Origin of the sequence: Streptomyces sp. NPDC093018, assembly GCF_040684035.1 — a bacterium.
GTDB lineage: Bacteria > Actinomycetota > Actinomycetes > Streptomycetales > Streptomycetaceae > Streptomyces > Streptomyces murinus.
The window spans coordinates 182,332-197,684 of the sequence record NZ_JBFBFF010000013.1; the positions used below are offsets into that span (position 1 = coordinate 182,332).

Consider the following 15,353-nt stretch of genomic DNA (forward strand, 5'->3'; position numbering starts at 1 on the left):
TGGCCGGAGCCGATCACGCCCCGAACTCGCCCGGCAGGAGGGCCCGTCGGCCCCCGGGAGCGCCCGGATCGGGCGGAATCCGTCCGCGAACCGGGCGTTGTCCGGCAGGATGCCGGGAAGGTGCGCGACCACCGACCGCCGGGACCGGGGGAGCGGGCACCATGACGGCGGAGGGGATGACGCATGAGTGGAGCCGGGGCCGTACCAGTGAGCGACCGCGTCGCCGCCGCGCTCGCACGCGCGGCCGAGATCTCCGTCCCGATGGACCCGGATGCGTACGAGGGGACACGGGGGCCGGAACTCGACGCGCTGACCGATGAACTGGCGCGGATACAGGAGGAGTTGGCGTCGGCCCAAGGGTGCGAGGCGCAGGCCGCGGTGGTGGCGGCGCGGCTCGGCAGATGCCTCGCCCTGCGGTTCGTCCTGGCGGGCGCCCCGGCCGACCGGGAGCGCGCGGTGCGCCTGCTCGACGAGGCCAGGACCGCCGCCCCGCTCGACGAGCCGGACCGGGAGGCCGCACGCCGGGACCTCGTGCTCCTGCTCGGCTCCCGCCTGATGACGGTGAACCGCGACCTCTCGCCCGGGTCCGACAGCCGGTGGACCATCGACCAGCTGACATCGATGCTGGAGGTCGGCGCCCCGCTCGCACACGGCGGTACGGGCCTGGTGGAGGACACCGGACTGCTCGTACGGCTGCTGCTCGAACGGGAGCAGGAGCAGATGCCCCCCGAACTGCGCGCCAACCTGCTGGGTCTGGAGGCGCTGACCGACGCGGTCCTGAAGGGCGACCTGGGCGCGGTCGCCGACGGGGCCCGCGGTCTCCTCGGAGCCATGCCGGACATGCGGGTGCCGGGACCGCTGCGCGCGCTGCTGCCGTCGTTGTTCGCCATGCTGGAGGACACCCTCGCGGGACTCCCGGCCGAGGCGGAGGGGATCGTCCCCGCCCCGGACGGCGACCCCGCGGACCCCGAGGAGGAGGCGGAGCGGCGGCACACCCGCATCCGGTTCCTCGCCCTGGCCGAGGTGATGTCCCCCGAGACCCTCGCACCCGAGGAACTGCCCGAGCTGTTGGCCGAGTTGACCGTCACGCGCGATCCCGTGACGGGCGAGGAGACCCGCGCGCCCCTCCAGTCCCGGATGATCGCCGCCCTGCTCCACACCACCCTCGCCGCACGCTCCGGGGACATGGAGGGGTTCCGGGAAGCGCTCCGGCTGATGCACGAGGCGTACACCGACGGCGAACTCGACAGCCGCACCCACCGCGAATGGCTGCGCACCGTCGTGCCCGGGGTGCTGGCCGCGGCCTTCCTCACCGGGGGCAGCCTCCAGGACGAGGACATGTCCCGGACCCTGCTCGAAGCCCAGCGCTGGGACGAGGACCCCGAGGACGGCAACCTGGCCGCGAGTCTGCGCATGTGCGGGGAGGTCACCCGGCTCCAGGGGCGGCTGACCGCCGCCCTGGACAGCGGTGACGGCGACGCGGTCGAGGACATCATCGAAGCGCTGTGCGAACTGGAGCTGGACGAGGCCTTCGAAGACGCCGAGGAATGGACCGGTGTGCTGGCCGGTTTCGTGCTCGGCTACGCCTATCTGGGCCGCGTGGTGCTCGCCGCCTCGGCCGAGGACCGGACGGAGCATCTGCGGGCGGCCGCCCATCACCTCCAGCGGGCCGTGGAGACCTCCGTGGACATGCCCGTCCTGCGCGGCCTCCTCGACAGCAGCTGGGCCGGGCTGATCGCGCTGACCGCGATCGCCGAGTCGGATCCCAGCCGTATCGCCGAGGGTGTGCGGCGCACCAGGAAGACCCTGGACAACCCCGGCTTCACCCCGGGCGTACGCCCCTGGGCGCGCGGCGGCATCGCCATCGCCCTGGACACCCTGCACCAGCTGACCGGGGACCCCGAACCGCTGGACGAGGCGATCGCGGAGCTGACCCAGGGCTTGGCGGAACTGCCCGAGGGCATGCCCAACGGCGCCCGCCTCACCTGGGACCTGGCTGCGCTCCGGGCCAAGCGCGCCACCCTCAAGGCGGGCGCGGCCGACACCGGGGAACTGCGCGCGGCCGTCGGCCTCGCCCGTGCCTCGCTCCGGCTCGCCGCCGACGACGTACTGCTCCAGCAGGGCACCCACCGCGGACTGCGCATCGCGCGCGGGGCGGCCGACCGGGGCCGCAGCGCGGCCTTCTGGGCGCTGCGCGCCGGGCTCACCGAGGAGGCGATGGCGTGTCTGGAGGAGGGCCGCTCCCTGGTGCTCGGTGCGGCGGCCGTCTCGGCGGGCGTCGCCGACCGCCTGGCGGCCCTGGGCGAGACCCGGCTCGCCGAGCGCTGGCGCGCCGCCACCGACGAATCCTCGGACCGGGCCGACGACCGCTCCCTGCTGGAACTGGCGGCCGCCGGCACCGGCCTCCCCGGCGTCCTGCGGGACCGCTCCCCGCTGGAGGTGCTGGCCGCGGCGGGCGCGGGCACCCCCGATCTCCCCGGCGACCTGCGCCGCCGCTCCCTGGACGCGCTGCGCGGCCAGGGCGACGACACCGACGCGCAGCCGGTGCCCGCCTCCGGGAGCGAGCTGCGCGCCGGGCTGGCGAAGACGGGTGCGGACGCGCTGCTGTACCTGGTCCCCGGCGTCGACGGCACGGACGGTGCCGTCCTGGTCGTCACCCGCGACGGCCCCGCCGAGGCGCTGCCCCTGCCCTGCCTCGCCCCCACAGGCCGCGCGCCCGTGGCGGAGTACCTGGAGGCCGGTGCGCACTGGCAGCGCCTGGAGGCCGCCGCCCTCGAGTGCCCCGACGCCGTCAACCCGAGGGACACCGAGCGCGCCGAGCGGCGCTGGCTCGGCGCGCTGGACGGGATGTGCGGGTGGGCGGGCGAGGTGCTGGGTCCCGTACTGGATCACCTCGGGGTCTGGGACCGCGCCCTCGGCGAGGCGGGTCTGCTCGGCGCCTTGGGCGATGCGTCCGTAGCGGCCTCCGGCGGAGCCTCCGGAGGTGCCTCCGGCGAGGCCGGTGAGGCCGTCGGCGGTGCCGGTCAGGCCGTCCGCGCCGACGACACCCGGGCCGTACGGCTCGTCCTCGTGCCCTGCGGTGAACTCGGGGTCGTGCCCTGGCAGGCGGCCGTCCTCACCCCGCCCGCCGTGTACGACGTGCCGCGTCCCGTACGGGCCTGCGAGGTCGCCGTCCTCACGCACGCCGCGTCCGGCCGGGAGTTCCTGCGCGCCGCCGCCCGCCGCCGTATGCCGCCCGCCGAGCGCCCGGCCCTGGTGTTCCACGGCACCGACGACCTGGAGTGGGCCGAGGACGAGATCGAGACGCTGGCCGAGGTCCACTACCCGGACGCCGTCATCCACCGCCCCGACGAGGACCCCGCCACCCCCGAGACGGTCCTCGCCCTGCTCGGCGGCCGGGCCGACACCCCCGCCTCCCTGGTGCACATCGCCTGCCATGGGCTCGCGGGCCCCGACCCGACCCGGTCGGCCCTCCATCTGGCCGCGTCGGCCGGAGCGGCCACCGGTGGGGCCCTCACTCTGAGCACCCTGCTGGAGACGCCCGCCGAGGGCGACGCCTTCCGCTCGGCCGGGCCGCTGGTCGTGTGCGGCGGCTGCGAGACGGACCTCACCACCCGCGACCACGACGAGGCCCTGACCGTCACCTCGGTCATGGTGCACCGGCTGGCCGCCGACGCCGTCGGCTCCCGCTGGAAGGTCGACGACAGGCGCTCCGAGGTGCTCATGCTCGTCCTGCACGACGCGCTCGCCCGGGGCCTCGCCCCGCCGGACGCGCTGCGCGCCGCCCAGCGCTGGATGCTCACCGCACCCGGCGAACGGCCGCCCGTGCGCGCCCTGAAGCATGTCTCCGCCCGCCGCCTCGCCGAGGACTTCCGGACCCGCCCCGACACCTGGGCGGCCTTCGTCCACCACGGCAACCCCGCACCGGCGGCGCGTTCCGCCCGGCCCGAAGAAGGAGAGCGCGTATGACGTCGGAGGAGCTGCTCAGGCTCCTGGAGAGCCACTGGACCACCGTCATCACCGGCCTCGACGACGACGACCTGGACCTGCTCTCGCGCACCCTGCGGGAGATCAAGGAGGAGACCGCCGCCGACAACCCGCCGGGTGTCGCACGCGCCGTACGCAGGCTGCGCCGTACGCTGTCCGCGCTGCCGCCCGACCACCCGGTGGCCGAGGCGCTCGGCGGCCACCGCTACGCCTCGGGCCCCCGCGAACTGCCCAGCCTCGCCACGATGGACGCCGTGCTCCAGGTGCTCGGCACCCCGCCGCCCGATCCCGCCGAACTGCTGCGGGCGGCCCGCCGACGGCTGCTCGCCGCGCCGGCGCTGACCGCGGACGAGCACCCCGAGCTGCGCGGCGGCCCGGACAGCCCCGCCGGTCTGATCAGGCTGCGCGACCCGGAGCGCGGCATCCGCTGCCCGGGTTTTCAGTTCCGGGCCGGCACGGTCGAACCGCTGCCCGTCGTCCGCCGGATCAATGAACTCCTGCGGGCGGACCAGGACCCCTGGGGGGCCGCCGACTGGTGGCTGGGCGGCAATCGCTGGCTGGGCGGTGTCCCCGCAGACCTGCTCGGCGTGCTGCCCGACGAACAGCTGGAGCGTGCCGCGGCCGAACTGGTGAGGGCACTCTGATGGTCGGTCAACTCCCGCCCCAGGACGCCGTGATGAAGCCGGTGGTCACCGTGGTGACGGCGGGCACCGTGGTCTGGCGGTGCCACGAGGAGCAGTACGGGCCCGGCGAGTTCAACCCGAGCGTGGCGCACGAGTTCTTCAAGGGCAGCCGCTTCGACCCCACCGAGAAGGACCCCTACCCCTACCTCTACGCGGCCCTCGATCCGGTCACCGCGCTGTCCGAAGTACTGTTGCGCTCGGTCGAGTTCAGCGACGGCAGCGGGGTGCGGCAGATCCCGTGGGCGCAGGCCTCCCGGTACGTCCTGTCGGCGGTCCGCACCACGGCCGACCTGACCCTGGTGGACCTCACGACCGCCGAGGGGCTGGCCGCCGTATGGCAGGACGGCTGGCTGATCGACACCGACGACTACGCGGGCACCCGCTACTGGGTACGGGTGATCAGAGAACGCAGCGGCGCGGTGCAGGGCCTGTGGTGGACGTCCAAGCGGTGCAGGCCGCGCCCCGCGCTCCAGCTGTTCCAGGACCGCTGCCCGGCCGCCCCGCTCGACCCGCGCCCGCAGGACCGCCTCCGGCTGGCGTCGAAGGAGGACGCCCGCCGGGTCAACAAGCTGCTGGCACCGCTGCACGCGGTCATCTCCGCGCAGGAGGAGTGAGCGCGGGCCCCGCACGGGCGAAGGCCCCGACCCGGATCAGCGGGGTCGGGGCCTTCGTGTGTTCGGTCCAACAGGCCTGCATAAAGCGGTCGTCCAGCGGCCGTTCAGCGGTCCCGGGCGGCCTCGCGGCGGGCCGTGGACGGCAGCAGCGGCCAGTTGCGGGACAGCCGCATCGCCGACTCCGTCACGGCCGGATCCTTCGACGCCGTCATGACCTCCCCCAGATACCGGGCGGCGGCGGCCTCGTACAACTGGCGGGCGGAGGCCATCCGTTCGTTCGCGGCCTCCCTGCGGGCCCGTCGACGGTCCTCGGCCGTCTCCTGGGCGGCCCGGGCCCGCTCGGTGACCGCGATGCTCTCCTCGTGCCGCCGCAGCAGCCCGGTACGCCGCTCCAGCGCCGTGCGGAAGGAGTCGAGGAAGGGGTGCTCGCGGAACAGTCCGAGCATGAAGCCGACCCCGCCCGAGAGCAGCAGCAGCGCGCAGAACAGCCAGGTCACCGTCTGGCTCGACAGATGCAGCCGGTCCACCAGGGTCGTGGTGTCGGCGCCGGAACCACCGATCCCGCGGAAACCGGCGGCCCCCGCGGCCGGGGCCGGACTGTCGTGCTGGGTCACGAACTTGGCGCGCAGCAGGCCCAGCCCCCAGGTCAGACCGCCCCACACACCGAGCAGCGACACCGCGGGCAGCCAGCCGAGACGCGGCGAGCCCGTCGCCGAACGCCAGCGCAGCATGAGCCCCGACAGGTGCGGCAGGATCAGCATGATCACGGCGGACGAGAGCGCGAGGGCCCCGGACATGAAGTCCCCGCCGGTGCTGCCGACCCCGTGGAAGGGCTGGTACGCGACCCAGTAGATCGGCACCTCGACCGCCATGATCACGGCGAGCAGCGCCCAGGTCATCCACCGGGGCAGCCCGGGGCGGGTCTGGAGGCCCTCCCAGCCGTAGCTCGACGCGGTGTCGCGGGCCTCGGCGCTCGCGGCACGGTACACGTCCCGCAGCGCCGCGGCCGCGGTGTCGTCCGGGGCGCCGGTGGTGGTCACCGACTGCCAGTCGTCGCCCGGATCGGCCGCCGTGTCCTTGCCGGTGGCCGCCTGCTCGGGTCCGTCCTCCCGGATGCCGCCCTCCGCCGGGGCCCCGGAGCCGGTGGCCGGGGGGCGGGCGGTCTCCGGGAAGCGGGCCCGGAGCCAGCGCTCCTCCACCCGCTCGCGCAGACTGTCCCGGAAGCGGAGCCAGCGGGCCGACCGGGCGGCCAGCAGATCGAGCTGGCGGCGGGACGTCTCGATCTCCTGCTCCACCTCGCGCAGCCGCTCGTCCAGGATCCGGGTCTCGATCTCCCCGGCGGTCACCTCGGAACCCGCCCGCGCGTCCAGCAGCCGGGCCGCCTCTTCCCCGAGGCTCAGCTCCTCCTCGATCCGGTGGACGACGACGTCCCGTACGGACGCCAGTTCCGCGAAGTACGGCACCCGGTCGCCGCTGTTGAGCACCCACGGGTCCAGCGTCTTGCGGCGCGCGTCCTGCCGGCCCCGCTTCCGGGCGTCCTGGAGGAGATCGCGTTCGCCCCGGTCGCCGATGACCAGCGGCAGCCGGCTGGTGCGCGCGGCGGCCGCGGCGGGCCCCGGACGGGTTCCGGTGCCCGGCTGGGCGGTGCGGCCGGTGAACGGCAGATAGCGGGCTATCCGTCGCCGGCGCGGCTGCGGTTCCTCAGCCCCGGTACTTGTCGTCGACATGCGCCTTGGCCCTCCCTTCGAGCGCCTCGGTCCAGAAGGAGTCGAAGTCGGCGGCCTCGCTGGGCTTCGCCTTGTACTGCATGCCGAGTCCGACGGGGAAGACGTCCATCCCCTTGATGCCGGGCATGCCGCGCTTGTCCACCAGCGAGTCGATGACCTTGGCGCGCGCGGTCTTGGTGGTGATGTCCTGCCGCGACAGATGGAACTCCGGGTCGGCCTGGTCGAAGTCGCTCACCACGAGGAGCTTCGGCGTCGGACCGCCGGTGGGGACGGCCTCCCCGATGCGGGTCAGGGCCCCCCATACGTCCGAACCGTTCTGCGTGCGCGCGCACTTGAGCTCGGCGAGGGCCGCGACGGCGGCGTCCCGCTGGGCGTTTGCGCGCTGCGTCTTCTGGTCGGTGGTCGCGTCGTGCGGCGGGTCGAGGTCCACCTCGTCCTGCCGGCAGGACGAGCTGCGCGAGGAACGGGTGACGGGGGCGAAGTCGAGGGTCCCGCACTTCTGGTCGGTGAGGAACCCGCCGAGGGTGTCCTTCAGCTTGGCCTCCGAGTCGAATCCCTCCTTCGCCGCCGCGGCCGACCCCGAACCGTCGATGACCAGGCCGCAGGGCGTGGTGAGGGCTTCCTCCTGCTTGCTGCACGACACGAGGGCGCCGAGCGCGCACACCAGGGGGAGAAGGACCGCGAGCCGGCGGGCGGCGCGGACGGTGGACCGGCGACCGGCCCAAGCCGAGTGCTGCACGATGATGTTCCTTGGCCTTCCTGGAAGTCGATGAGCGGTGATCACCTGCGGCTGCCCTTCGGGGCATCGCCGTGCCGCGTGCGATCCGAACGGCCGCGCGCGGACTGGTGGTCGAGAATGTGCAGGGCCTGGGCGACCGCCGACGGATCGGTGTCGCGCCCCGGCGCCTCCGGGACGTACCAGCGATCGCTCAGCAGCCCGTCGTCGAGATGGGACCAGGTGCCGTCCAGAGTGATCTTCCCGGGCAGCCAGCCCGTGGGCCGCCGGCCGCCCACCCGGTCGTCCCGGCGGGCCCGGACCCAGGCGGCGTCCCAGTAGCAGGCGATCAACTGATTGGCCTCGTCGGTGAGTTGCTGCGCCTGCTGCCTGCAGACCGAGGCGGCCGAGCGCCACTCCGCGACCCACTCGCCGAACCGGGCCAGCGCGGCCGGAGTCGGTTCCCCGCGCTCGGTGTACTGGTTCACCACCCGCACCGACTCGCTCTGGATCCGGATGTGCAGCGCCCGGTGCGCCGCCAGGGTGCGCGAGCGCAGCCGCGCGGTGCTGTGCCGCACCTGCGCGTGCAGACCCAGGACGTACGGCGGCAGGTCCTCGTCCGAGGGCGCGCCCCCGGCATGGGCGTCCGCCAGCATCTCCCGCAGCCCGTCCGCGTCCCGGCGGCCGTGGAACCGGGCCCGCAGCGAGGAGAGGGAACCGGCTCTCCGCCGCTGGACCCGGACATTTATTCGACCTTTGTTGATCATTTCGAAGATCCCCCATTCCTCGCGCGGTCCGGGTTGGGAAGTCGCTGCGATGGGGGAGAGAGTAGCGGAGCAAAACCCCTGCCGGGACGGGGATTTGGAGGAACTCGATCTCTGTCTTCCGGAGTTCCGGAAAACAACCGGATCCCGCCCGGCGGACAGCCGGACGAACGCCTTCCGGCAATTGCGGGCGCGGCTTCGCGCACTGGATACTCGCTGCCGGTACGAGGAGGAGACGCCGTGGAAATACGCCTCGACGGGACCCACTACCCGTTGGAGACGCTGGGCCCGGGAAGGCGGCTCGGCATCTGGTTCCAGGGCTGCACGCTGGCCTGCGCCGGGTGCATGTCCCGGCACACCTGGGACCCGGCGGCCGGGGCGCTCACCACCGTCTCCGAGGTGCTCGCCCGCTGGCGGGAGGCCCTTGCCGAGGGGGCGGAGGGCCTCACGGTCAGCGGCGGCGAGCCCCTTCAGCAGGCGGCGGCGCTCACGGAACTCCTCGCGGGCGCGGCACGGTTGAGGGACGAGGCCCGGCGGCACGAGGGGAGCGCCGGGCCCCGCTTCCCCGACCTGCTGGTGTACACGGGATACGAGCAGGAGGAGCTGACCCCCGAGCGGCGGCTGGCCCTCACCGGCGCGGACGCCGTGATCACCGGCCGGTTCCGGGTCGCGGAGCCCACCCGGCTGCTCTGGCGCGGCTCGGCCAACCAGCGGATCGAGGCCCTGACCCCGCGCGGCGCCGCCCGCTACGCCCCGTACCTGGACCGGGAGTCGACCGGCCGGCGCCTGCAGCTGAGCGGCGGCGAGGGCCGGGAGCTGCGCTTGTACGGGGTGCCGCTGCGCGGGGAACTCGCCGCGATGGAACGGCTGCTCAAGCGGGGCGGGGTCGCCTTCACCGAGCGGAGCTGGCGGCCATGAGCAACCGGGCGTGGCCCTCGTCGGGCGTGACCATCAGCACCGACCAGGAGGGGTCCCGGCGCAGCTCCTGCCCGAGCGCGCCGAGCAGCGCGCGCGCCGCGGTCGGCACGGACAGCCCGCCCCGGCCGGTGCCCATCAGCGGGAAGCAGATCGAGGACATCGGCAGCGCCAGGAACTCGGCTTCCTGGCGGGCCAGTTCGAAGGAGGCGCGCACCGCCTCCGCCAGTACGGCGGGGGTCACGTGATAGCGCTCACCGTTGCCGACCGGGGCCGCGATCGCCGCGTGGTGGATGCGCCGTACCCCCTGCGCGGCCAGCGCGCCGGACGACGTGGCCACGACGGTGCCCGGCCGAACCGGCACGCCCGGTCGCTCGTGCGTCCGCAGCCACACGCCCAGTTCGCGGGCGAGGACGTCGTCCACGATCTCGCCCGAGGAGTCCCGCAGCGCGGCGGCCCGGCGCAGGGCCCCGGACACCGTGGAGCGGAAGGTCTTGGACATCTCCAGGAACGTGTTCTCCGAGGAGACCAGGATGTCCACGTCCCGCACCAGCTCGATCGGGCACGTCCGGACCGTGATCCGGCCCGTCGGCGCGGCGGATCCCGGCCGGGCGCCCAGGGTCCGGGCCGGGACTCCGGCGGCGGGTGTCGCATACCCGGGCGGTGCCGTCGGCGCCGGGGCCGCCGGCTCTCCCGGGGCGAGCGTCCAGGGATCGCCGGTCACCGGCCCGGCCGCCTCCCGTACCCGCGCCTCCCGGGCCACCGCCAGGACCGCGGCCGCGAGTTCGGCGATGACTTCACGCTCCTGGCTCTTGCGGAAGCGCTCGGTGGTCACCCCGTAGACCCCCGCCGCGGCCTTGCGCCGGTCGGTGCCGGGGACCCCGCGGCGGGCCGGGAAGATCCCGAAGGAGTGGGCGGCCGCGCGGGCCAGCGGATCGCTGGAGTCGTCGTCCCGCACCGGGTGCCCGCCGGCCAGCCGTCGCACCGCCGCGCCCAGCAGCTGCTCGATGCCGCTCTGTTCGTCCTGCTCCCCGCCGCACAGACCGGCCGCCTCCGCCGCCTCGCGCAGCGCGTCCCGGGGGCAGTGGCGCAGTCCGGGCAGACCGCGGCGCCGCACTTCCCGAAGTTCTTCCACCAGGCTTTCGTGCGCGGGCAACGGGTGCATGGGGCACATCGTAGACCCGGCGGATTGCCCGTTGAAGTTGCGGGAAACTCCCCTTCTCGGGAAGGGATTTCGGATATCTTCGGCGTCCCGCGACCCGCGTATCGCGCCGATTCCCTCCGCGCCGCGCCCCCGTGGCGCGCCCAGCGTGTTTCCCGGAAGATCGGAAGTCGATGAGCACGCCGTCCACCCGAGTCCTCTCCCTGGAGCAGGGCGGTTTCACCAATGCCCGGGCCAGGGAGACGCGCCCGGTCCTTTCCGAGGTGCCTCCCGAGCTGGCGGACCGGTTCCTGCTCGTCGCCGAGCTGTCCCGGGTGCGGCGGCCCGCCGAGGCCGTGGTGCTCAGGGTGCGCGATCTGACGGCTCGTCATGGCGCGCCCGAGATACCCCTGGTCCTCAAGTGGTACCACCGGCTGCACGCGCCCGGACCGGACGTCGAGCAGGAGCTGCGGGAGCTCGCCGAGGAGGAGGCTCCGCATCTGGAACGGCTCCTGGAGACCGGCGAGGCGGACGGACACCCCTGGCACCTGTACTGGTCGCACGGCGAGGAGGACCTGGCGGGATACCACGCCGACCACCCCAAGGGGCTGCGCCCGGAGGCCGTCAGGAGCGTGGTGAGCCAGCTGTACGAAGCCGTCAGCGCCCTGCACGAACGGGGCGTCGTGCACCGGGACATCACCCCCGACAACATCATGGTGCAGACCCGCCGCGCGGACACGGCCGACCTCGTCCTCATCGACTTCGGCGCCGCCGTCCACCGGCCCGACGAGGCCGAGGAGCCCCGCACCGACTGGCGGGGCAAGCCCCTCTACCTCGCGCCCGAGGCCGGACCGCTGCGGCAGACCGTCTCCGAGGCCGGCGACTGGTGGTCGGTCGGCATGGTGATCGCCCAACTCGCCCTCGGCAGACACCCGGTCGACTTCCGCCGCGACGAGGAGGTGCTGGCGGAGATCGCCACGCACGACCCCGACCTCAGCGGCATCGGCGACCGCAGGACCCGGCGGCTCTGCGAGGGCCTGCTCACCCGGGCCCCCGAGAAGCGCTGGCACGCCGAACAGGTGGCGGACTGGCTGGACGGCAAGAACCCCGACGTCGCCCCGCGCACCGACGAGCGGATCTTCGGCGACGCGGAGGAGCGCCCCGCGATCCGGCCCTTCCCCTTCATGGGCCGGGAGTTCATCGGGACCGACGCGCTCGCCCTGCACCTGGACCAGAACCATGTGTCCGCGGCCCGCATGCTGGCCGCCGCCGACGACCGGGCCCGACTCGTGCAATGGCTGGGCCAGTTCGAGACCGTCGGCGACCGCAGCCCCGAGGAACTGCGCCGACTCGCCGCCTTGCGCACCGAGTTGGAGCGGCCGCCGTCCGTCGGCACCGTCGTACGGCTCCTCAACTGGCTCGGCCCCGGCCTCGACGTCTCCTGGCACGGAGCGGACCTGGACGTACGGAGCATGCGGCTGCTGTGCCAGGGGGCCAGGGACGGGCACGCCGACGCCGTCTCCCTGCTGCGGCACCTCGCGGAGCAGCCCGCCGTACTGACCGGACTCGCCCAGCGGCCCGGCGGCCACGGACTGGACGAGACGGGCCGCGCCTGGCGCACCCTGCGGGCCGGCTGGGAACCCACGGTCCGGGAGCTGCGCGGCCATGAGATCGGCACCCTCCCCGGCGCCGCGGCCGCCCTGCGGCGGACCGTCGCGGTCGACGCCTGGCTCCTCCAGCTGGCGCGCGAACCGGAACGCACCAGGACCCGGCTCACCGACGACATCCTGCACAGGCGCGCCCTGCTCCCGGAGCGCGTCCCCTGGTTCGACGCGCTGCTCGACGCCCGGGAGGACGACCTGCGCCTGCTCGCCGCCCATCTCCTGTACGGCCAGGCCCAGTTCGCGGCCGAGGAGCTCAGACGGCGGCGGCTCGTCCAGGAGACCGACCGGATGCTCGCGGCGGACCAGGCCGGACTCCTCGCCGTACTGCGGCGCCTGGACCGGCTGCCCACGCTGGGCTGGGCCCTGCTCGGCGCCACGCTCGTCACGGCCCCCTGGACCTTCGTCATCGGCCTCGCCGACGTACTGGGGCGCGCCCCCGAGGACGCGGTGGTGACGGCCTGGCTGGAGGCACTGCCCGCGGCCGCGTTCGTCCTCGCGGTGGAGCTGTGGACCGCCGCGTACATCGGGCCGCCCTTCTACCACCCGGAGAGATCGCTGGCGGGCCTGCTGATCCGGCACGCGGAGCGCCCCGGCCGACTGGCGCGCACCCGGGCCGGCCGCTACATCACGGCGGCGCTGCTCGTGCTCGCCGTCTTCCTCGGCTTCTACGCGATCGTCCTCGCGCCCTGGGTGTGGCCGCTCGCCTCGGCGGTCGCCGTCGCGGTGTGGAGCGTCCGGCGATGCCTCGCCCACCGGCGGCTGCGCCGGCCCCATGACCCTCAGTCCGAGTGGAGCCTGCGCCGACTGCTGTCCTGGTGGCGCGGGCGGCACGAGCGCCGACGCCTGCGGGCCGCCCTGCTGCCGCTCGATCCCGAGCCCGAGTGGGGCCTGCGGCGGCTGCTGGCCTGGTGGTGGCGCGGCCGCCACGAACGCCGCCGCCGACGGGGCAGCCGGCGGTACCGATGGAACCCGCGCCGTCTCCTGGCCCGGCGCCGGGCGCTCCGCGCACACCGGGCGCGGTGGGCGAGGGGCCCGCAGCAGTCCGAGAGGACGATGAGGACGCGGTCCGCCGCGACCGCCGAGACGCGGTCCGCTACGACGGCCGAGGCGCGGCTCGGGGTGCGGCCCGCTACGACCGTTGAGGCCGCCGGGTCCGAGGAGCGATCCGCTACGACCGTCGAGGCGGAGTCCGAAGCGAGGCCCGCTACGACCGTCGAGGCACGCTCCGAGGCACCGGCCGGGACGACGCCGGAGACAGCAGTCGGGACGCCGGCCGGGACGACGGAGGAGTCGCAGTCCCCGGCGGAGCCCGAGGCGACAGGCGCGGCGACACCCGCGGGCACGTCCGCGACGCCTGCGACCACCCCCGCCGCGACGCCCGTGACCACACCCCCCACGACAACCGTGACGACCTCCGCGACCCCGTCCGAGACGGCAGCGGAGACGGAGCCCGAGAGCACAGGAGGACCGGCATGAGTTCGGGTCTCGCCTTCCCGATGGTGAGCATGGTGGCGCCCACCGTGGCCTTTCCGCCGCCCCCGCCGCCCGTCGACGCCCAGGCGCTGCCGCACACCGGCATGCTCCACACGCACGGCATGGGCAGTCACCTCTCGGCCCACGCCGGCGACGCGGCCCAGCAGCTGGTGCATCAGGCCGGCGACGCCGCGCTGCAGGCGCTCGGTTCGCTCAGCGGTGTCCTGCTCGTCGGTCGGGCCGCCCTGCTCACCACCCGGGCCCTCGCCGCCGCCGCGGTACGGGCCGGGGAGGAGCAGCGCTGTCTGGAACGGCAGCAGGCGCTGGCCGCGACGGCCGCCGAGCAGTGGCGGGACGCCGCGTTCGCCGCCGTACGCCTCAACGCCCGCAGGCGCGCCCTGGAGGCCCGGGTCGCCAGGGCCGCCGCTGGGGGCGGTCCTGGCGAGGCCCCGCCGCACCCCGATCTGCCGCCGCCGCTGGAGCCGGTCGGCGAGCAACTGGGCAATCTGCGGCAGCAACTGGCCCGATACGAGAAGGACTTGAGCCGAGCGGAGAAGCAGCACGCCGCGCGGGAGCAGCAACGCCTGGGCGCGGAACTGCGGTTGGACGAGGACGACGACGCCTGGCAGGACGCCCTGCGCGCGAGCCGGCGGCGGGCCCTTGACCGGTTCAGTGAGGAGCACACCGCCGAGGCCGAGGAACGCCGGATGCCGCAGACCGCCGGCCGGAGCCCCCGCCCGGGACTGGACGCCGCCGAGGTCCGCGCCGCCGGGGCGGAGATCCTCGGCGGTCTCGACCCCTACGCCGTCTCCGAGGCCGCCGAACTCGCCGCGGGAGCCGTCCGGCACGCCGTGCGCCGCGCGGCCGAGGATCCCCGCCGGGCGCGCATCCACCTCAACGAGGCACGCAAGTACGTCCGCGACGCCAACAAGGACGCGCGCCTGACCCGGGAGGCCCAGGAACGCGCCGCGCTGCACTACGACTTCCTCGTCTACGAGACCCCGGAGGGCGCCGAGGACCTCGCTCCGGCACCGAAGGCCGTGGAACTGCTGCGCCGGACCCTGGACGACGCGGTCCCGCTGACCCGCGACGAACTGGAGCTGGTCGAACGCGCCGTGGAGGAGCGGCGCTGCGCGCTGGAGACCATCTATGTCCGCGACCAGTGCGCCACGGCCGTCGAGGAACTGGCCAGGAGGTTCGGCGGGCCCACCGAGGCCGGCCGGCCCGAGGGGCAGGCGATCCGTCTCGACTGGACGCCGGCCGGCTGGGAGCCTGATCACTGGCTCAGGGCGACCGTGGCCGACGGCGAGCTGAGGGTCGCGGCCATGTACCGCGACGGCCCGGAGCGGACACCCGAGCAGCGCGCCCTCGACGACGCCCGCTGCGCGCAGACCCCCGAGCGGCTCGCCGAACTCCAGGCAATCATCAAGGACATGGGGCTCGACATCGAGTTCCAGGTACGGACCGAGGGAGCGCTGCCCGGCATACCGGGGGAGGGTGCCGTCTCGCTCGACGACCTGGACCGGGGGAGCACCGCCCCGTCGCCGGACACGCGCGGGGCGGGTCCGCTGCACAAGACCGTCGACGGTGCCGAGCGCCGCCGGGAACACCGTTGACCCACCGGCACCACCACTGAGCACCATGCCCGCACGCGGCCCGGTTCCGCGTGC

Annotated in this window: 10 protein-coding genes; 6 read left to right on the top strand and 4 right to left on the bottom strand. The window is 74.7% G+C overall.

Going from position 1 to position 15,353, the window contains the following annotated elements:
- Window positions 1–183 precede the first annotated feature (183 nt).
- Genes AB0N90_RS26660 through AB0N90_RS26670 form a run of 3 tightly spaced genes read left to right on the top strand, consistent with a single transcriptional unit; the run spans window position 184 to window position 5,284 of the window.
- Window positions 184–3,969, top strand: a complete 3,786-nt coding sequence (locus AB0N90_RS26660; RefSeq protein WP_365200769.1) for a CHAT domain-containing protein — start codon at window positions 184–186, stop codon at window positions 3,967–3,969.
- A complete protein-coding gene (locus AB0N90_RS26665; protein WP_365200772.1) occupies window positions 3,966–4,631 on the top strand; it encodes a hypothetical protein in 666 nt (221 codons plus the stop codon). The genes AB0N90_RS26660 and AB0N90_RS26665 overlap by 4 nt, the downstream gene beginning before the upstream one ends.
- Window positions 4,631–5,284: an RES family NAD+ phosphorylase gene (locus AB0N90_RS26670; protein WP_365200774.1), complete on the top strand. Its 654-nt coding sequence runs from the start codon at window positions 4,631–4,633 to the stop codon at window positions 5,282–5,284. The genes AB0N90_RS26665 and AB0N90_RS26670 overlap by 1 nt, the downstream gene beginning before the upstream one ends.
- A 104-nt stretch (window positions 5,285–5,388) precedes the next feature.
- Here AB0N90_RS26670 and AB0N90_RS26675 read toward each other — a convergent pair whose 3' ends face one another.
- Genes AB0N90_RS26675 through AB0N90_RS26685 form a run of 3 tightly spaced genes read right to left on the bottom strand, consistent with a single transcriptional unit; the run spans window position 5,389 to window position 8,493 of the window.
- Window positions 5,389–7,011 carry a hypothetical protein gene (locus AB0N90_RS26675; RefSeq protein ID WP_365200777.1) on the bottom strand — a complete coding sequence of 541 codons (1,623 nt, stop codon included), beginning with the start codon at window positions 7,009–7,011 and terminating at the stop codon, window positions 5,389–5,391.
- Entirely contained in the window at window positions 6,986–7,750 is a 765-nt protein-coding gene (locus AB0N90_RS26680; protein WP_365200780.1) for a hypothetical protein, read from the bottom strand. Before AB0N90_RS26680 ends, AB0N90_RS26675 begins: the two co-directional genes overlap by 26 nt.
- Window positions 7,751–7,791: 41 nt before the next feature.
- The gene (locus AB0N90_RS26685; RefSeq protein WP_365200782.1) at window positions 7,792–8,493 is read right to left on the bottom strand and encodes a hypothetical protein; all 702 of its coding nucleotides are present in this window, start codon (window positions 8,491–8,493) and stop codon (window positions 7,792–7,794) included.
- A 237-nt stretch (window positions 8,494–8,730) separates the two neighbouring features.
- Here AB0N90_RS26685 and AB0N90_RS26690 point away from each other — a divergent pair, with 237 nt between their 5' ends.
- A complete protein-coding gene (locus tag AB0N90_RS26690) occupies window positions 8,731–9,408 on the top strand; it encodes a 4Fe-4S single cluster domain-containing protein (protein WP_365200784.1) in 678 nt (225 codons plus the stop codon).
- On the opposite strand, the gene AB0N90_RS26695 is transcribed toward AB0N90_RS26690, so the two are convergent.
- A complete protein-coding gene (locus AB0N90_RS26695) occupies window positions 9,383–10,570 on the bottom strand; it encodes a macro domain-containing protein (RefSeq protein ID WP_365200786.1) in 1,188 nt (395 codons plus the stop codon). The two genes, AB0N90_RS26690 and AB0N90_RS26695, sit on opposite strands and share 26 nt — an antisense overlap.
- Window positions 10,571–10,740: 170 nt before the next feature.
- Here AB0N90_RS26695 and AB0N90_RS26700 point away from each other — a divergent pair, with 170 nt between their 5' ends.
- A complete protein-coding gene (locus AB0N90_RS26700) occupies window positions 10,741–13,686 on the top strand; it encodes a protein kinase (protein ID WP_365200789.1) in 2,946 nt (981 codons plus the stop codon).
- Window positions 13,683–15,299, top strand: coding sequence for a hypothetical protein (locus AB0N90_RS26705; RefSeq protein WP_365200790.1), 1,617 nt, complete (start codon window positions 13,683–13,685; stop codon window positions 15,297–15,299). Before AB0N90_RS26700 ends, AB0N90_RS26705 begins: the two co-directional genes overlap by 4 nt.
- Window positions 15,300–15,353: the final 54 nt, after the last annotated feature.